This window comes from Falcatimonas sp. MSJ-15, assembly GCF_018918265.1.
Taxonomy (GTDB): domain Bacteria; phylum Bacillota; class Clostridia; order Lachnospirales; family Lachnospiraceae; genus Falcatimonas.
The window spans coordinates 150,462-171,024 of record NZ_JAHLQC010000004.1; the positions used below are offsets into that span (position 1 = coordinate 150,462).

The 20,563-nt window shown below is 33.2% G+C and carries 15 protein-coding genes; 1 reads left to right on the forward strand and 14 read right to left on the reverse strand.

Going from position 1 to position 20,563, the window contains the following annotated elements:
* Positions 1-55 precede the first annotated feature (55 nt).
* From KQI85_RS04335 to KQI85_RS04360, 6 genes are all read right to left on the reverse strand, one after another.
* On the reverse strand, positions 56-1,726 hold the full coding sequence (locus KQI85_RS04335) for a formate--tetrahydrofolate ligase (protein ID WP_216574867.1): 1,671 nt from the start codon (positions 1,724-1,726) through the stop codon (positions 56-58).
* Between the two features lie 59 nt (positions 1,727-1,785).
* Positions 1,786-4,320, reverse strand: coding sequence for a DNA translocase FtsK (locus KQI85_RS04340; RefSeq protein WP_216574868.1), 2,535 nt, complete (start codon positions 4,318-4,320; stop codon positions 1,786-1,788).
* Positions 4,321-4,435: 115 nt separating this feature from the next.
* Positions 4,436-5,311, reverse strand: a complete 876-nt coding sequence (locus tag KQI85_RS04345; RefSeq protein WP_216574869.1) for an undecaprenyl-diphosphate phosphatase — start codon at positions 5,309-5,311, stop codon at positions 4,436-4,438.
* A 104-nt stretch (positions 5,312-5,415) separates the two neighbouring features.
* Positions 5,416-6,066 (reverse strand): ClpP family protease, encoded by a 651-nt coding sequence (locus KQI85_RS04350; RefSeq protein ID WP_216574870.1) that lies wholly within the window; start codon positions 6,064-6,066, stop codon positions 5,416-5,418.
* Between the two features lie 161 nt (positions 6,067-6,227).
* Positions 6,228-7,955, reverse strand: coding sequence for a methyl-accepting chemotaxis protein (locus KQI85_RS04355; RefSeq protein ID WP_216574871.1), 1,728 nt, complete (start codon positions 7,953-7,955; stop codon positions 6,228-6,230).
* A 282-nt stretch (positions 7,956-8,237) separates the two neighbouring features.
* Positions 8,238-9,059, reverse strand: coding sequence for an undecaprenyl-diphosphate phosphatase (locus KQI85_RS04360; RefSeq protein WP_216574872.1), 822 nt, complete (start codon positions 9,057-9,059; stop codon positions 8,238-8,240).
* A gap of 399 nt (positions 9,060-9,458) precedes the next feature.
* Here KQI85_RS04360 and KQI85_RS04365 point away from each other — a divergent pair, with 399 nt between their 5' ends.
* The gene (locus KQI85_RS04365; RefSeq protein WP_216574873.1) at positions 9,459-9,965 is read left to right on the forward strand and encodes a helix-turn-helix transcriptional regulator; all 507 of its coding nucleotides are present in this window, start codon (positions 9,459-9,461) and stop codon (positions 9,963-9,965) included.
* A gap of 29 nt (positions 9,966-9,994) precedes the next feature.
* Here the strand turns inward: KQI85_RS04365 and KQI85_RS04370 are convergent, their stop codons facing one another.
* From KQI85_RS04370 to KQI85_RS04405, 8 genes are all read right to left on the reverse strand, one after another.
* A complete protein-coding gene (locus KQI85_RS04370; protein WP_216574874.1) occupies positions 9,995-10,450 on the reverse strand; it encodes a hypothetical protein in 456 nt (151 codons plus the stop codon).
* Between the two features lie 793 nt (positions 10,451-11,243).
* Positions 11,244-12,509 (reverse strand): pitrilysin family protein, encoded by a 1,266-nt coding sequence (locus KQI85_RS04375; RefSeq protein WP_216574875.1) that lies wholly within the window; start codon positions 12,507-12,509, stop codon positions 11,244-11,246.
* 382 nt (positions 12,510-12,891) lie between these two features.
* Positions 12,892-14,976, reverse strand: coding sequence for a polyribonucleotide nucleotidyltransferase (locus KQI85_RS04380; protein ID WP_216574876.1), 2,085 nt, complete (start codon positions 14,974-14,976; stop codon positions 12,892-12,894).
* A gap of 428 nt (positions 14,977-15,404) precedes the next feature.
* Complete coding sequence (gene rpsO / locus KQI85_RS04385) at positions 15,405-15,671, reverse strand: 30S ribosomal protein S15 (RefSeq protein WP_216574877.1); 267 nt, start codon at positions 15,669-15,671, stop codon at positions 15,405-15,407.
* Between the two features lie 223 nt (positions 15,672-15,894).
* The gene (locus tag KQI85_RS04390) at positions 15,895-16,836 is read right to left on the reverse strand and encodes a GTP-binding protein (protein WP_216574878.1); all 942 of its coding nucleotides are present in this window, start codon (positions 16,834-16,836) and stop codon (positions 15,895-15,897) included.
* Between the two features lie 101 nt (positions 16,837-16,937).
* Positions 16,938-18,161, reverse strand: coding sequence for a CobW family GTP-binding protein (locus tag KQI85_RS04395; RefSeq protein WP_216574879.1), 1,224 nt, complete (start codon positions 18,159-18,161; stop codon positions 16,938-16,940).
* A gap of 227 nt (positions 18,162-18,388) precedes the next feature.
* The gene (locus KQI85_RS04400) at positions 18,389-19,537 is read right to left on the reverse strand and encodes an SH3 domain-containing C40 family peptidase (protein WP_216574880.1); all 1,149 of its coding nucleotides are present in this window, start codon (positions 19,535-19,537) and stop codon (positions 18,389-18,391) included.
* 103 nt (positions 19,538-19,640) lie between these two features.
* Positions 19,641-20,561, reverse strand: a complete 921-nt coding sequence (locus tag KQI85_RS04405) for a bifunctional riboflavin kinase/FAD synthetase (RefSeq protein ID WP_216574881.1) — start codon at positions 20,559-20,561, stop codon at positions 19,641-19,643.
* Between the last annotated feature and the right edge of the window lie 2 nt (positions 20,562-20,563).

Consider the following 20,563-nt stretch of genomic DNA (forward strand, 5'->3'; position numbering starts at 1 on the left):
ACTCCTTCTTACTAAAAGCCCGGTAAAGTTTATCCTCTGACCGGGCATATAATATTTAAAATAATCCTGTTATATTACCATCATCATCTACATCAATATTAAATGCAGCCGGTGTCTTAGATAAACCAGGCATTGTCATTACATTTCCTGTAAGTGCTACAACAAATCCTGCTCCTGTATTTACATATACTTCACGAATATTAATTGTAAATCCTGTTGGTCTTCCAAGTTTAGTTGCATCATCTGAAAGTGAGTATTGATTCTTTGCCATACATATTGGCAGATTGCCATATCCCATCTCTTCAATCTTTGCAAGCATCTTCTTGGCTGCAGGTGCATATGTAACTCCATCAGCACCATATATATTCTTTGCAATAGTCTCAATCTTGTCTTTTAATGGCATCTCATTCTCATATAAGAATTTGAAATCACTCTTTTTGTTATTAACTGTATCAATAACTTTTTTAGCAAGTTCAATTCCGCCTTCACCGCCATCTTTCCATACATTAGCAAGTGCAAATTCACAACCTAATTCTTCACAATGTTTCTTGATGAATTCATATTCAGCTTCTGTATCTGTAACAAATGAATTAAGTGTAACAACAATAGGTACTCCAAACGTCTTAATATTCTCTATATGTTTGTCAAGATTAACAATACCTTTTTTCAATGCTTCAAGATTCTCTGTTCCAAGTTCTGTCTTAGGAACACCACCATTATATTTTAAAGCTTTTACTGTTGCTACGATTACTGCTGCATCAGGTCTTAATCCTGAATTACGGCATTTAATATCGAAGAACTTCTCTGCTCCAAGATCTGCACCAAATCCGGCCTCTGTTACAACATAATCTGCAAGCTTAAGTGCCATCTTTGTTGCTCTTACACTATTACATCCATGAGCTATATTAGCAAAAGGTCCTCCATGAACAAGTGCAGGAGTATGTTCAAGTGTCTGGATAAGATTAGGCTTGATTGCATCTTTAAGAAGTGCTGCCATCGCACCTGTTGCTTTTAAATCACCTGCTGTTACAGGTTCACCTGCATAGTTATATGCTACTGTTATCTTTGCAAGACGACTCTTAAGATCTGCCATATCATTAGCAAGACATAAAACAGCCATAATCTCTGATGCTACTGTTATAACAAAATGATCTTCTCTTACAACACCATCTGCTTTACTTCCAAGACCAACTACAACATTACGCAGAACTCTGTCATTCATATCAATACATCTCTTCCATGTAATCTGTCTTGTATCAATATTGAGTTCATTACCCTGCTGAATATGATTATCGAGCATAGCTGCAAGAAGGTTATTAGCTGAAGTTATTGCATGAAAATCACCTGTAAAATGAAGATTCATCTCATCCATAGGTACTACCTGTGAATATCCACCACCTGCTGCTCCACCTTTGATACCAAAACATGGTCCAAGTGATGGTTCTCTTAATGCAACAAATGTGTTAACTCCAAGTTTGTTAAGTGCCTGACTAAGTCCGATACTTACTGTTGTCTTTCCTTCTCCTGCTGGTGTTGGGTTAATAGCTGTAACAAGAATAAGTTTTCCATCTGGTCTGTCTTTTACTTTATTAAAAAGTTCATTAGAAAGCTTTGCTTTATACTTTCCATAAAGTTCGAGATCCTCTTCTTCAATTCCTGCTCTTTTAGCCACTTTTGTAATTGGCTCCATTACAACTTCCTGTGCAATTTCAATATCTGTTTTCATAATTTGTCCTCCTGCTAATTTATTGATATGATATATAATATCAGTAAATTTCAAATCTATCAAGATTGATTAATTAATTCTTCAAATTCTTCTATTGTCATAAGGACTTTTCTTGGCTTTGTTCCTTCTTCAGGACCTACCACTCCGGCATCAGCAAGCTGATCCATTATTCTTGATGCTCTGTTAAATCCTACTTTATACATTCTTTGTATCATTCCTATTGATGCTTTATCTTTTTCTATTATAAAGCGTCCTGCTTCTGCAAAATGTGTATCTCTTTCGCCGCCAAATGCCTGACTGTCATTCATTGTAACTTCATTAATCTTATTCTCTATATTTTCTGAAGATGTATGCGTAATTCCCTGTGAATTCAGGAATTCAACAACTTTTCCCACTTCATCATCAGATACATAAGAGCCTTGCACTCTGGCTGGTTTTTGATATCCAGACGGATAAAAAAGCATATCACCTTTTCCAAGAAGTTTTTCTGCACCTACCATATCAATAATAGTTCTTGAATCTACACCTGATGATACTGAAAAAGCTATTCTGGAAGGTACATTGGCTTTGATAAGTCCTGTAATAACATTAACGGATGGTCTCTGTGTTGCTATTACAAGATGTATTCCCGCTGCTCTCGCAAGCTGTGCAAGACGACATATTGCATCTTCTACATCACCTGGTGCAACCATCATAAGGTCTGCAAGTTCGTCTACTATAATTACAATCTGTGGCATAATCTCAGGTCTGTCTTCTTCACTCATCTTAGAGACTTTTTCATTATAACCTTTTATATCTCTTACACTCAAATCAGCAAATTTGTGATACCTGTCTGTCATCTCTGCAACTGCCCAATTAAGTGCACCAGCTGCCTTTTTAGGATCTGTTACAACCGGTATGAGAAGATGTGGTATTCCATTATATATACTAAGTTCAACGACTTTTGGATCTATCATTATAAGCCTTACTTCTGATGGTTTTGCTTTGTAAAGTATACTCATTATAAGAGTATTGATACATACAGATTTACCTGAACCTGTTGCACCTGCAATAAGAAGATGTGGCATCTTGGCAATATCAGTTATCACAACTTTACCACCAATATCTTTACCTACAGCAAATGTAAGCTTTGATTTTGCATTTCTAAATTCATCCGTATCGACAAGCTCTCTAAATGTTACTGTACTATTCTCTTTGTTAGGCACTTCTATTCCGACTGCTGCTTTACCTGGAATTGGAGCCTCTATTCTTATATCAGATGCAGCAAGATTAAGTTTGATATCATCTGATAATGATACTATCTTGCTTACTTTCACTCCCTGTTCCGGTTGAAGTTCATATCGTGTAACAGATGGTCCACAACTTATATTAGTAACAGTCACATTAACGCCAAAATTACGTAGAGTCTGTTGCAATTTGACTGCTGTCTCTTTAAGTTCTTTATCTGAATTTCCTTTTTTTCTATTCTTATCTTCATATAAAAGTTCAACAGATGGAAACTCATATTCTTTTTCTGGTATACTTTCTGTACTTATCTCTACTATACTATCTTCAGCAGATGTTCCACTTGTATTATCATTATTTATCTTTTCTCTGCTGCCATTCGCTGATTCTAAATGTTCCTTATTACTACTTGTATTAGGTCTGTTCTTCTTAAGCTCTTCCTTATGAGTATTGGACATAATATCAGCCTGTGCTGCGTCATCACGCATTCTAAGCGGTTTTTCATGTACCATTGTCACTTCATCTGTTATATTATAAGGATTATTAATAACTCCTGTGAATTCATCTGCATTAGCAGTATACTCATCTGTTATCTCATGAACTTCTTCATCTGTTATGTCTCTTGCTAATTGAACATTACTCGTTACACCTTTGACTTTTTTCTCAACACGTCTTGTCTTTTTAATATTCTTAGAAGGATTTGTTGCTTCCTGTTCTTCTATCTTTCTAAGTCTCTCTTCACGGGCAGCCTGTCTTTGCTTCCTTCCATTTTCAAACTTTTCTCCCTGAACCTTTGCTGTATCATATACTTTCTTACTACCTTTCTTAACACCTGTTAAAAAAGATTTTTCTGTTATCACTATTACTGCAATTATTCCAAGAATTATAAACAATACATATGTAGATATAACTCCAAGTGCCGGACATAGCATCATACATAATATTCCACCAATAAGTCCGCCTCCAAAATGACTCTTCATGGAATTGGTATAATATCCCATAACCGAAAGGCCTTTTATATACCCTCCATCAATAAGCTGTGCAAATCCACAACATAATATCAATAAAAATGCACACGCAGCTATCTTAATATGTGCTTTTGCATTAGTTCTGTTTGATAATATAAATGCTGTTCCGAAAAAAGCTATAAATGGCAATATAAATGCTGTACATCCAAACATACCATACATAAAAGCTGCAACAAATTTGCCAATCTTACCTCCAAAACCAAGCAGACCAAGTAGAAGTAATATTGCTACTGCAAGAATCATTAACAATATAATCTCATCATATAAATTAACAGCCAGACCGCCTGTTTTTTTGGAATCTTTTTTATCCTTTTTACCACCGGAAGCCTTTTTATCTGCCATTCTAATCCCTCCATATTCTGTTTATTATAAGACAATTATAAAATCAGATTTTCACAATCATCCACTATTTGTTATCAATAGGATTCTTATGTATTAATGTCTGCTATATAATATTCTACAGTAAAAAATATCCTGCAATAGAAACTGCTCCTAAAAGGAAGCAATATATTGCAAAAAATCCATACTTATTATTCTTTACAACAACCATCATCGTCTTTATACATACAAATCCAACAATTGCTGATGTTATCATTCCTGCTGCATAATTACCAAGCATTCCTGCCGACACTACTCCAATATCAGATTTAGCTATTGATAATATTGTTGCCCCAACTATCGAAGGTATTGATAATATAAATGAATACTTAACAGCGAACTTACGACTATAACCATTAGCAAGACATGCTGTAATTGTCGCTCCAGAACGTGAGATCCCCGGAAGTGTCGCTATAGCTTGTATCATTCCAATTGTAAATGCGCCTGAATAAGTTGCATCTTTTGGAGTCTTATTGCCTCTTGGCAGTAACAATGCAAGTAATAACACACAACCGGTTATCATTAGACACAGCCCAGGAATCAAAAGTTCCGTCTTTGCGATCTCAACTATATCTTTCAACACATATCCTATTATTCCAGTAGGTATTGTTGATATTATTATCATAACAACAAATTTTCTATAACTGGTACTTACTATCCTCTTATATGGCATATGTTCATTACGAAATACATTCTTTAGCAATATAAAAAGATTTCTAAATATATCTATAATTATATTAATAACTGCTAAAAACATCTTCTTAATATCACGCCAATAGACAAGAAATATTGCCGCAAGTGTTCCAACATGAAGCATAACATCAAACAGTACTCCTGTATCTGTATCAATATGAAATAGATTTTCAAAAATTGCTAAATGTCCTGAACTGCTTACTGGAAGAAATTCCGTAATACCTTGTATAAAGCCTAAAAATATTGATTCCAGTAAATTCATTTGTATTTTTCCTCCCTTTATGACACTATAATACTTTTAAATTTGTGCCCACTTCCTCTAATTGTACTATTAAAGTTAACTTCTTTCAAGTACCTAAAATGCAATTATACATTCTTTTTGCATAATTCATATATCTTATTAATTGCACTGCTTATTGTTCCTACTTCATCTATAAGTCCACACTCAACAGCTTCCCTACCTATTAATATTGTCCCAAGATCCCTTGTAAATTCATTCTTTGATACCATCATTCTATCTATCATTCCCGGCTCAACATTTGAATGTTTCTCTATAAATGATGTTATTCTTGCCTGTATCTTCTTAAAATATTCAAATGTCTGTGGTGCACCAATTATCATCCCATTCATTCTTACAGGATGTATTATCATAGTACCTGTCTCGACAATATATGAATAATCAGCCGAAACTGCAAGCGGCACACCAATAGAATGACTTCCTCCAAGAACAAGCGATACTGTCGGCTTACTCATTCCTGCGATCATCTCAGCTATTGCAAGTCCAGCATCCACATCGCCACCACTAGTCTGCAATATAATAAGCACTCCATCTATATCCGCATCATCTTCAACTGCTGCAAGGACAGGAAGTATATGCTCATACTTCGTAGTCTTCACATTCTGTGCAAGATTCTCATGGCCTTCAATCTCTCCAATAATACTAACCAGATAAATCTTCCCTTTATCAAGTTTAACCTGCCCCATTTTTTCAATCTCATTAATCTTATCTTCATCCATCAATATAACTCCTTTTTTTATATAGTAATATTTCCAGTTTTACATATTTTATTCTTATATTAATTCCAAACAAAAAACTCACAAGAAACTGTTATCAATAGATTACCATCTTTTAATAACGCTTCTTGTGAGTTAATTATTAATCCCTATTATTTAACTTTTTAAAATTTTTTAAATCTCTCTGTTTCTTTCTTAAGACTCATAGCAACATCATTATTATTATCTGACTCTTTTGAAACTTCTTCTATACTATATACAAGTTCTGTCGTATTATTAGCAGCATTAGCTACTCCAGAAGCACTTTCTTCGATAGCTGATGATATACCATTAATAGCTTCACTTATATCACCTGTAAGTTTCTTAAGTTCATTAGACTTTGAACTAAATTCTGATACAATCTCATTAACATAGACTGCATCGTCCATATACTGTTTACCTGTTTCAACGAATTTTGCATAATCAACAAGTACAGTTTCATTAACATAACCAACCATCTTATCTGAATTCTCTATTAATTCCTTAACAGCATCTGTAACCATTCCTGTTATTGACTGAATGTTATTAGCTGCTTCCCTGCTTGAATCAGCAAGCTGTCTAATCTCATCTGCTACAACTGCGAATCCTTTTCCTGCTTCACCAGCTCTTGCAGCTTCTATAGAAGCATTAAGTGCAAGGAGATTAGTCTGGCTTGATATATTAAGAATCTCATCTGTAAGAGCATTAACTTTGTCAACGTTTCTACTATTCTTAATTGCTATCTCTAACTGTCTTATAATCTCACCTACAACCGCATCTGTATTCTCTTTGTTCTTAACAGCTGTATCCTCCATATCTCTTGCACGTTTTTCCATATCCTCTGAATATGTACACAAATGTTCTGAAGAATCTTTTATATTCTGAACATTGCCATCTATAACTGAAGTATTCTCATTAACATTAATAACTGTCGATGATACTTCTTCCATTGCTGATGAAAGTTCTTCCATAACGGCTGATATATCACATGCATTCTCATTAGCTTTACTGATACTTGTCTTGACATTCTCAGATATTTCTTCAAGATTCACAGCCTTATCGATAGTCTCTTTCATAAGATACTGGAATTCATCAAGGAATATATTAATCTCATCACCAAGTTTTCCAATCTCATCACCTGTAACAACATTAACTCTTAATGTTAAGTCACCATTATTTTCTCTAATCTTTTGTGTTATGTTACTAAAATCTTTTGTAAGTCCAAGTATCGGTCCTGTGATTGTTCTTATACATATTATAATTGCTAACACAAGAATAATAATTCCTACAAAAATAAATCCTATAGCTGCATCTCTTGTAAGATCATACGTCTTATTCTGAATAACAATTCCTTTAGCAAGTGCTGTCTCACTTACGCTTTCGAGTTCTTCAAGTTCTTTTGTCATCTTCTTGCCGATAGTTGTAAGTGTTCCATTAGCAAGTGCTGATGCTTTCTCTTCTTCATTACTAGAACTATACTCAAGTGCTTCTTCAAGTGCTTTTATATATTCTTCATAATCACTCTTAAAACTATTATATAGCTCAGTCTCTTCACCTTCGTCAAGACTAGTCTCAAACTCTGCCATCGTTGTCTCAATTTTACTTTTTAATGCATTACTCTCTTCTACAAGTTCTTTCATAGTTGCATCATCTTCTGCCATACAATGTGCAAATATAACCCTTAACATTGAACGCACAGAATTAGACATTGTATTAACCTGTATAATACTCTGTGCATGTTTATCTGATATCTCTTTACTAGCATCCATCATTGCATCAGTATTAATAAGTGCAATGGCACTGCAAAGGCTTATCATAAGTGCAAGTATGATAATAGGCGCAAGCACTTTTACTTTTAAACTCAAGTTTTTCATAAAAACAAATGCCTCCTTAATATTACATTAGTATTTGAAGTATTAATCGGTAGGCACTTTGTTTTTATTAAGTAATATGTAATACTGATTTTTTAACAATATATCAAAGCTCTTTTACAGGTAATTTGCTCTATATATTATCTGTAAAAGAGCTTTCTCTTATTGTAACATGAGTTAGACTACATCTTCATTAATATATACCTATGATGTTAGGGGCAAAAGGTCTAAACTCATCTATGAGCAAGCTCACGTGGGTTTAGACCTTTTAACTCTGGCATCTTATTATTTTATTATAAAATACAGAATAACTATAATACCAAGTACAATTCTATAATATCCAAATGCTTTAAAGTCTTTTGTCTTAATATATCCCATAAAGAACTTAATAGCAATTATAGATACAACAAATGCTGATATCATACCTGTGAGAAGTACTGTTATTTCTGTACCTGTAAAATTAAGTCCAAACTTTATAATCTTAAGAAGACTTGCTCCAAACATAACAGGTATAGCAAGATAAAAACTAAACTCAGCAGATATATATCTTGATGTTCCTATTAACATTGCTCCAAGGATTGTTGAACCGGATCTTGATGTTCCCGGAACTAACGCAAGCACCTGGAACATACCTATAATAAGTGCATGCTTATATGTAAGTTCATCAAATGAATTAACAGTAAATTTTCTTGTCTTATTGCGATTCTCAATGATAATGAATAATATACCATATAGAATAAGAGTTATCCCTACTACTGATGGTTTGTATAGATATTTATCTAAAATATCATCAAATGGAAGTCCAATTACTAGTGCTGGAAGTACTGCTACAATTACTTTAAACCACAGACTCCATGTATCTTTTTTTACCCATCCTTTTTTTGGTGTAGTAAATGGCCACAACTTGTTAAAATACAACACCACAACAGCCATTATAGCACCAAGCTGTATTACAACTCTAAACATCTCCATAAATGCATCTGATACATTAAGCTTTACAAATTGTTCTACTAAAATCATATGACCTGTACTACTTATTGGAAGCCATTCAGTAATTCCTTCAACAATTCCAAGCACAAGTACTTTCAAAAACTCGATAAAATCCATTTTCTCCTCCTAAATTACCATTTTATTATAATTAACAACCTTATCATATTATAATATGCCCGATACGATTCTTAAATACCGTTAAATTATACTAGTATGAACCAAAAATCGCAAGAGTATGTTTCTTATCTTTTTCTTAATGAACTTAATCTTAATGAACTTAATAAACTACAACACATATCTATATTTAAAAAATATCCATTTTAACAAAACCACATAGTTAATAAGCAATTATTTCAATTTTCTTATCATATTTACCCACAACTTATATTCTTGTCGCTACCACATACAATATTTGACATATATTCCCATATTTCTTATTGATTAATATTTCACAATCCCTTATAATAATGTACAGTACTAAATATATCACTTTACCACAGAAAGGAAATGTTAAAAATGGGTAAAAAAGCAACTAAAGCAGCTGATAACGTGTTCTGTATTGCACGATATGAAGCTTCTGAAAAAGATGACGTATATTCAAGCCGTGAAAGTGCTGCTGAAGCTATTGGTATAGACCGAACAAGACTTGCAAGAATTGAACTTGGCAATATCGTTCCTTATCCTGAAGAAGTACTTATGTTGGCTGATGCATATCATTCTCCAGAATTATGTAATCAATATTGTTCTCATGAATGTCCTATAGGAAAAAAGACAGTCAAAGAACTTGACATTCAGGAATTTGATCGTGTTGCATTACGAGTCCTTGGTTCTTTAAAAAATATAGACTCTTTGCGTGCAAGGCTTATTGCAATTGCTGAAGATGGTGTTGTAACGGAAGATGAATATGAAGAATTCAACTCTGTATTAGATTCTCTTGATAAGATATCTGAAAATGCACAATCTTTAAAATTATGGGCAGAAAAATATATTGTTGATCTTGAACATCATAAACCATCTAAATAGATAAAAGAAGATAATCCGCTTGTAACGGATTATCTTCTTTTATCTAAGAAAAACATCTTATTATTATCTTGTTCTCCAATTCGCTTGCGTCTTGGTTTTTCACCAACGACATCTTCAGCAAGTGCTCCCCTTATCTTATTTGACAGACTTTTAATACACTCCGGACAATATCTTCCATATCTAATATCTGTTCCACACTTTTCACACTTTATAAATACATCTGAATTCTCAGGTATCTCAACTTTGCCAAGTCTTAAGAATTCATTAATTGTTATCATCGGAACGCCTGTCTCCTGAGACACTATCGCTGCCGGAGTTGGTCCATTCTCATCAAGAAAAGTCTTAACCTTACCAAAATCGTCTTTGTCCATCTTGCCACATTGTGGACATTCATATATTCCAGCATGTTTATATATCATCTTAATTCCACAATCCGGACAATATTTCATTTTACTAAATGCCATCTTAGTATCTAAATCCTTCATACTTACACCCGCCTCACTTATTACATATTTTTACAAAGATTTTTACAAAGATTTTTGCAATTATTTTTACAAAGATTTCTACAATTATTGCATGTATATCTATAATTTCGAATAAGGATTACATACAATATCGTACTCAAATCCGTCCATATATCTTATTATCGTAATAATCTTCAATTAAACTAATATCCAATATATCATTTTACCTATAAACAGGTTAAAAATAGATACATAGTACTAGAAAATATGTACTTTTGTCCGATTGTCACTAACTCTTTCAGATGATATTATATACTCGTAAGTTGAAAAAACAATTTTCAATCCACACGACCATTGCATACGCAATCCCCTATTATGTACACGTTCGGAAAAGTGTACTTAACCCGGAAGGTTCCCCCAAGCCTTCTGGGTTTTTTCTTTGTCTTGATTTATCTAATACTACGGATACAAATTTACAAGGTTACTCCCACCACCTAAAGTTAGTGGGTTTCCGCCTATGACAAACGAAAATTTTATATATGAATCAAAAGCGAAGTCAAATTTTAATATATGCTCTAAGAAATATATTTTTCTCAAAGCATATTTTTCTTAGAATATATATTTTTCAAAAAAATGTAGGAATAGCAAATGCAGGAATAAGAATCATATATCGCATCTTCACAATTGATATATTTTTCTTATTCCTGCATTATATATATCTTTTTTTAAATTTTATTACTTATCTAAGCTTTTAAAACACTATTTTTCATTCTCATATTCCAGTAATTATCACACTCTAGTAATTCTAACAATTCTAGTAATTACACCAGGCTGTTCGTATCTCATCAACATTAATATCTTTTAGACGTCCTATTAATGATACACTATTCATACCCTGGTTCAAATATTTATTAAGGCATTTGTTAATTGAGTCTCCATCGACTGAATCAATATGCTCTAAGGTATCTTCAGTTGTAACTATTCTATTCTTAAACATAAGTGACCTTGCATTTGAATTCATTCTGCTGTTAGTACTTTCTGAACCAATTATTAACTCGGTTTTTAATTGCTCTTTTGTCTGTTCTAGCTGCTTCTTTGGTATTCCGGTTTTTTTAAAATCTTCTAATACTTCGCTTATCTTCATAAATACACTATAGATCTGAGTCGGATTAGATGAGGCATATATATGCAAAAGTCCTGCATCACTAAATGAACTGCCATAAGAATATATTGAATAGGTAAGTCCTAGTTCTTCTCTTATTCTTTGAAACAGAACTGAATTAATACTGCCTCCAAGTATTGAATTAATAATACTCATTGAAAACCTATCTTCATCATAATATGATACTGCATCAAATGCTATATTTAAATGTGCCTGTTCAACATCCTTGTTATCCGAATAGAAGCATCTGTTATACAGTGGCTTTTCAATTATCTCTACTTTTTTACCTCTTTTTAACTTTCCAAAGCACTTCTCAAGTTTATTAAGAACTGCCTTTACGTTAACATTACCTGCAATCGATATAACTATATTCTCACCTGTATAATGTTTTCCAATATATCTTCTTAGATCGTCTCTTGTAAAGCCTTTTACATTGGTCTTAGGTCCTGAGATAATATAACCTAGAGGATGATTCTTCCATATATTATATTGCAGCATCTCATGTACCATATCATCTGGAGAATCTTCATACATTGCAATCTCTTCAACTACAACTTTTTTCTCTTTCTCAAGGCTCTCATCATCAATAAGAGAATTACATAACATATCGCCTATCAGTTCAATCGCCGTATCAAGATGTGTATCAAGTGTTCGTGCATAAAAGCATGTACATTCTTTGCTTGTAAATGCATTCATATTGCCACCAATTGCTGTCATTGTATCAGCTATGTCTTTTGCACTATGCACTTTTGTTCCTTTGAACATCATATGCTCTATCATATGTGATATACCATTATTGGTATCATTTTCATATACAGAACCTGCTTTTATCCACACGCCAAACGAAACTGATCTGTAAAATGAAATGTTCTCGATTACAACTTTTATTCCGTTACTGAGTTCATGTATCTCCGTCACTTACATGCACCTTCCTTTGTCGCATATTTTTATAACCGGTATAACTCAAATATAACTTCATAAAGCAATCAAAAAGTACTTTTTGATTATATCAAATTTCAGTAAAGAATACAATCCTTGTGATATTTTTTAATAATTAGTTTACTTTTTACTGAAAATTTAATATTTTAAGCTATAATGTTACTTTTTTATTATTTTGTATGCATTTTTCTATACACTAATATATTATATACATTTACATATTGTATACAGAGATATTATATACAATATGTAAATGTATATAATATCTCTGTATACAAAAATAGAGAGTACCACTATTGATACTCTCTATATATCGTCTTATAACTACAATGATATAATATAGTACAATTTTGTATTTATACTATTTTACATCTTTTATACTAAAGCTTATTCTTCCCATCTTATCTTTTCCAAGACATACAACTTTTACAACATCGCCTAATGTAAGTACATCTTCTACATGTTCAACTCTGTCTTTAGATATCTTTGAGATATGAACCATACCTTCTTTTCCTGGAGCAAATTCAAGGAATGCACCAAATTCTTTAATGCTTATTACTTTGCCTTCTAAGATCTGTCCTTCTTCAAAATCTGTTGTTATAATCTCAATCATTCTCTTAGCTTCATTGATCTTATCAATGTCAACTCCACAGATTGATACTGCACCTTCATCTGAGATATCTATCTTAACACCAGTTGCATCAATAATTGCATTAATTGTCTTACCTTTCTGTCCTACAACATCACCAATCTTTGATGGATCAATCTTAATCTGGATAATCTTTGGTGCATACTTGCCAACTTCTTTTCTTGGCTCAGCAATTGCTTTGCTCATACAATTCTCCATGATAAACATTCTAGCCTGTCTACATCTCTTAATAGCACCTTCAACAATATCTCTTGTAAGTCCATGAATCTTAATATCCATCTGAATTGCTGTTATACCTGCATCTGTACCAGTTACCTTGAAATCCATATCTCCGAAGAAATCTTCAAGTCCCTGAATATCTGTTAATAATACATAATCATCATCATGATCTCCTGTTACAAGTCCACATGATATACCTGCAACCATCTTCTTAATAGGAACACCTGCTGCCATAAGTGACATACATGAAGCACATGTTGATGCCATTGATGTAGAACCATTAGACTCAAATGTCTCAGATACTGTACGAATAGCATAAGGGAACTCTTCTTCACTTGGAAGTACTGGAAGTAATGCTCTCTCTGCTAATGCACCATGTCCAATCTCACGACGTCCCGGACCTCTTGATACTTTTGTCTCACCTACTGAATATGCAGGGAAGTTATAATGATGCATATATCTCTTTGATGTCTCGTTTTCATCAAGACCATCAAGTTTCTGTGCTTCTGATAATGGAGCAAGAGTACATACATTACAGATCTGTGTCTGTCCACGAGTGAACATAGCTGAACCATGAACTCTAGGAATTAGATCAACTTCAGCTGCAAGAGGTCTAATCTCTGTAATATCACGTCCATCTGGTCTCTTGTGATCTCTAAGAATCATCTTTCTTACAGTCTTCTTCTGATACTGATATAATGCTTCATCAAGAACTGCAAGCCATTCTTCATTCTCAGCGAATGCTTCTTCCATCTTCTCTCTGATTACTCTGATATTCTCTTCTCTTTGCTGTTTCTCATCTGTGAATACAGCAACTTCCATCTCTTCTGGTGTAACGATTTCTTTCATTGCATCAAATAATTCAGCTGGAATTGCACAACTCTCATAAGAATGTTTTGGCTTACCAACTTCAGCAACTACTTTGTTGATGAATGCGATTACCTGCTGATTAACTTCATGAGCTGCATATATTGCTTCGATCATCACATCTTCAGGAACTTCATTAGCTCCTGCTTCGATCATAATTACTTTCTCGCTTGTTGATGCAACTGTAAGTTTTAAATCTGATTTTGCATTCTGTGCTGAATTAGGGTTAAATACAAACTGTCCATCAATTAAACCAACCTGTGTTGTAGCACATGGACCATCAAATGGAATATCTGATATAGCAGTTGCAATAGCTGATCCGAGCATTGCTGTAAGTTCCGGACTACATTCAGGATCAACTGACATAACCATATTATTAATAGTTACATCATTTCTATAATCTTTTGGGAAAAGTGGTCTCATTGGACGGTCAATAACTCTTGATGTAAGAATTGCATTCTCTGATGCTTTACCTTCTCTTTTATTAAATCCGCCAGGTATCTTACCTACTGAATATAACTTTTCTTCATATTCTACACTTAAAGGGAAGAAATCTATTCCTTCTCTTGGTTTTTCTGATGCTGTTGCTGTTGATAATACAACAGTATCACCATAATGCATTAATACTGCACCATTAGCCTGTTTTGCTACTCTGCCGATGTCTAATGTAAGAGTTCTTCCGGCAAGTTCCATACTATAACTTTTGTACATAGTCACTCTGCAATAAAAACTATCTAATCAGATTTTATTGCTTTTCCTTTCTAAATTTTTGTAATATTTTTGTTCAGAAGACACCGAAACTACTAAAAAACATACTTTACCAATCCACAATCCAAATTTTTTATAAAAAATATGCTTTTGAGTGGTCTCGGGAATATTCTTCTGACCTATCCTTTATTTTACAATATATTATTATTATTGTCTACACATTTAAAAATTAAAAATCAACAGATAATAATATTGTCTGTATGGTTCATAATCGACATACTATATATCTTTTATGACCATCATAACATTCTAAGCAACATGTTGATTAGTCTTATATATAATTAAGTATATCTTGACATATATTTTGATTAATCAGTTAATTGCTTACTTAAACAAAATGCTGCCACATAAGTGGCAGCATACAGAAATCATTATTTTCTGATTCCTAATTTAGCTATTAAAGTACGGTATCCTTCGATATCAGTTTTCTTTAAGTATTCAAGTAAACCTCTTCTCTGACCTACCATCTTTAAAAGACCTCTTCTTGAATGATGATCTTTCTGATGTGTTTTTAAATGTTCTGTTAACTCAGCAATTCTCTCTGTAAGGATTGCGATCTGAACTTCTGGTGAACCTGTATCTTCTGGTGTTCTACCATATGCTTTAATAAGTTCTGCTTTCTTTTCTTTTGATATCATAATGATATTCCTCCTTAAAATTATATATATCGCCTGATATTAAGAATAGGTTGGAGTCTCCACAATCTGAATACCGGCTAAATCATACTTATCTATACTATCACAGATAATATATTTTTACAAGTAGAATTTTTTTATCATTATCTTGACATATACCTAATAGAAGATTTTATTATAATATCTACTCTATTATATTATTCTGCCTGATATAATATTAATAATATTAACTAAAGTATACAAGATCCTGTTCTGCTTTTTCACATGGTTCAACATTCTTAGCATATAAAACAGGTCCTTCGCCCTGATAATCTTCTTTATATTCAACTTTAATATCTGCAGTTACCATAACCCAGTCTTTTTGTTTGAGTAAGCCGGCATTCTCATAATTACAATAAAAACCGACAAATCCAACATCATCTGCACAACATGTCATAGCAAATCTTCCCGGTACAAATGCTGTCTTACCCATCTTAGGATTGCGATATGCCTGTCCTTTGAATTTAACTGTCTTACCTTCATATTTTTTAGGATTATCTATCGCATCAACATACCAAAGTCCAAAATCTGTATCTGCAATCTCTATTACATCTGCTTTTATATCAAATGGAAGATCATCATCATCTATCTTATCTGTTACACCTTCACTTGATTCATATATTATCTGTGCTCCAGGATTAACACCTCTTACACTGGCTCTTAATGAAGATTTTTTAACCTGACCTTCGCATCTGTTAAATACTACCATATCAGCTTCCTTAAACTGATTAACCATAAGTGAACGCATATTGTTCCAATAAGATGTAAATGTAGTTGTATCAACTGTTACGATAACCTGTACAATTCCCCATCTTCTTGGAAGTTTTATATTAAATACACGCTCTGCATCCCACATACCATTATATTCTATCATAATTGCATCTGGTCTGTATCTTTTTTGACATTCACTGAAGAAATTCTCATTGAGATCTTCTTCATTCTCAACGATCTCCAGATGAACTTTTTTCTGTTTCAAAAACGCCATATCATATTCTTCTATACCTTCTTCGCAAGCTACTAAAAGTACACTTCCTGCTTCATCAAACTGACCCTCTTTTATAACTTCCTGTATAAAAAGAGTCTTACCACTTTCAAGAAATCCATTTACCAAAAATACTGGTATATCCATATATTACCTCCGATTAATTCAATTGGATCTATATACAATGCATATACTTATCATAATCAGGCTAAAGCATATACATTGTATATAATTATCTAATTATCTGATTAGTTTAAATGGAATAATTCCATAATCTTGTCTTCTTTAAGGTCTGTACCGATTACACATAATCTTCCTGTATATTCTGGTGTTCCTTTTCTAATCTCATATTCACCTGGTACAAGGTCAAAGAAGATCCACTCTCCATTAACATCAGGTACCATTCCTTTTGCTCTTAATATTGCACCAACTTCTGTTGTATCAGCAAGTACTTTAAGAGCTTCTTCAATCTCTTCTTTTGTATATTTACGAGGTGTCTCCTTACCCCAGCTTGTGAATACATCATCTGCATGGTGATGATCATGATGATGTCCACATCCACATTCTCCATCATGGTGATGATGTTCATGTTCTTCTTCATCATCGTGATGGCAGCATCCACCATCGTGATGATGTTCGTGTTCTTCTTCATGATCGTGATGACAACATTCGCCATCGTGATGATGATGTTCGTGTTCTTCTTCATGATCGTGATGACAACATTCGCCATCGTGATGATGATGTTCATGTTCTTCTTCATCATCGTCATGGTGATGTCCACATGAGCATACTCCGTCTTCATCATAATGATGATGATGCTCATGTTCATGTTCTTCATGTAATTCTATTGCAGCTTTTAAAAGTTCTTCTTCAAAAGATTCTTTTTTCTCCATTGCTTCTACAATCTTATTACCATCAAGTTCTTCCCATGGTGTTGTAATAATTGCAGCTTCGCTATTATGTTCTCTTAACATTGCAACACATTCATCAAGTTTTGCCTGTGGTAACTTCTGGCTTCTGCTTATTACAATTGTCTTGGCACTTTCAACCTGATTATTGAAGAATTCACCGAAATTCTTCATATACATCTTACATTTTAATCCATCAACTACAGCTGTAAAGCTATTAAGTACCATATCTTGTGTAAGTACATTATTAACAGCAACAATAACATCTGAAAGTTTACCTACACCTGATGGTTCGATAATTACTCTATCTGGATGATATGTCTCAACAACTTCTTTTAATGCTTTGCCAAAATCGCCTACTAATGAACAGCAGATACATCCTGAATTCATCTCTGTAATCTGAACTCCTGCTTCTTTTAAGAATCCGCCATCAATACCAATCTCACCAAATTCATTCTCAATAAGTACTACTTTTTCACCTTTAAATGCTTCTTTTAATAATTTTTTTATTAATGTTGTCTTTCCGGCTCCAAGAAAACCTGACATAATATCAACTTTTGTCATATCTAATATCCTTCTTTCTATAAAATGTAATATATATACATTATTATTTCCTTTAAACTGTGTCTAATTATACTTCCAAAAAAAGTTTTTGTAAAGTACTATCATCTTATACAACAAGGCAGTCATAACTGTTCTGCTTATGACTGCCTGATATCAAGTAACATATAAATATAATCAATCTAGTAATATATGAATATAATTAATCTAGCCACATTAGTGAACTACTATTAATCATTGATAATTCTTACTGCACAATATGGACTTCTATAATCGAATCCTGAGATTACGATACCATATTTTTCACTTTTTGCCTGAATAATCTGACCATTACCTATATACATAGCTACATGGTTAATTCTTGAACCATTCGAATAGAATACAAGATCTCCTGGTTTTAACTCATCTAATGATACTCTTGTTCCATTATTAGCCTGTGCTGCTGATGTTCTGCTTAAATAGTAACCAAAATGTTCATAGACACCTTTTACAAAACCGGAACAATCACAACCATTAGTAAGGCTTGTACCACCCCATACATAAGGATTACCAAGGAACTGTTTGGCATATTCGCATATATCAACTCTCTTTTGTGTTATTCCTTGTTCAACCTGAACTTCTAGCTCCTGCATTGTAAATCCTGTTGGAAGAACAACTTTACATTCAACGAAATCTGTACATGCAAATCCTGTTGTCGCATCATCGACTTTTATCTCTACCCAATTATCATCTCTTTTTGAGATAATCTCAAGTTCCTGACCTGTTGCCACTTGATCCATAACCTCACTTTCTGTATTAGGCTGCTCTCTAAGATTAAGCACATCACAGGTTACAATCGCTACTTCTGACTGTACTTCAAGTGCTTTATTATATGCATCATCACCTGTTAAGATAAATTCTGCACTTACATATCCTGATACACTTCCTGATGTTATCTGATACCATCCATCAAGTGTCTGTATTATCTCACATGCACCATTAGTCGGTATCTTACCTACTACAGATGATTCTGTTGTAGGCTGTTCTCTTACATTAAGATAGCCATCTACATTAGCCATTCCAAGATTAGTATAACCTGGGATAGTCTTAGGTGCTTCTGTCGCTGCTTCTGTCGCTGCTTCTGTTGTCTCTTCAACTGATTCTGCAACAGCCTGCTCTTCATTAGCAAGCATTACATTATAATCTTCTGCTCCGCTTGTATTAATTGCTCCATCGCTTTCTTCGATTACTGTTTCTTCTTTTACTATCTCGCTTGATAAAACATTAGCATTGGCACTGTCTATATCATTCTTATTATCGTTTATTGTAAATACCATGCTGCCAATAAGTACAACACCTACTAAACATGCTGCACCTATATTAGTAGTTCTCTTATTCATAATTATCCTCCAATTAACTATTCATCATAATGTATTAGTAGTATACCCTATAATTGTTACATAAATGTTAAATTTATTACAGAGTAATTATACCATATAACTTTTAGATGTCAATTAATTTTGTCTTTTGTATATCATTTTGCATTTGTTTTGCAAGTTCATCTAACGAATTAAACTTACGTTCTTCCCTTATTCTGTCATAGAGACAGACATCAAGTATCCTGTCATAAAGATCTCCATCATAATCTATAATATAAGTCTCCACTCCCATAACCTTTATATTCTCAACAGTTGGCTTGTATCCTATATTAGTAACGCTTTTGTAACATTTTCCATCTATATTGACGGTTGATGCATAGACTCCATTAGGTGGAAGTAATTTAATATTAGCAGGTCTCATATTAATCGTAGGTATATTGATTGTTCTTCCAATCTCATTGCCATGTATAATCTTCTCTCTTATAAAAAATGGTTCACCCATAAGCTCATTGACCATTCTTATATCGCCTGCCTGTAAAAATCTCCTGACAAGAGTACTGCTTATCTCTTCTTTATCATACTTTGCTTTTTCAACAACTATAAGTTTATAATCATACTTATCCTGTAACTTTTCTAAAAGTGTTACATCGCCTTCTCTATTATGTCCGAAATGAAAATCTGTTCCAGCAACAACTATTTTTGCATTAATTCTATCTTTTATAACTTTTTTAATAAAATCTTCAGGCTCCATTGATGCTGTTTCTTTTGAAAAAGGATATTCTATAAGATAGTCTATACCTTTCTTTTCAAATACCTCTCTTTTTTCTTCATTTGTCGTGAGAAGTCTGTGCTTATCATCTTTTATAGCAAATGATGGTGCTATATTAAAGGTAAAAACTGCTGAATACATATTATTTTCATAAGCTTTACTTAATACTGTATCTATAAGTTTTCTATGTCCTTTATGTATACCATCGAATTTGCCAAGCGTAAGTACTGTATCTTTTTCAATCTTAAAATCTGCTGTTTCTCTAATATATTCCATGC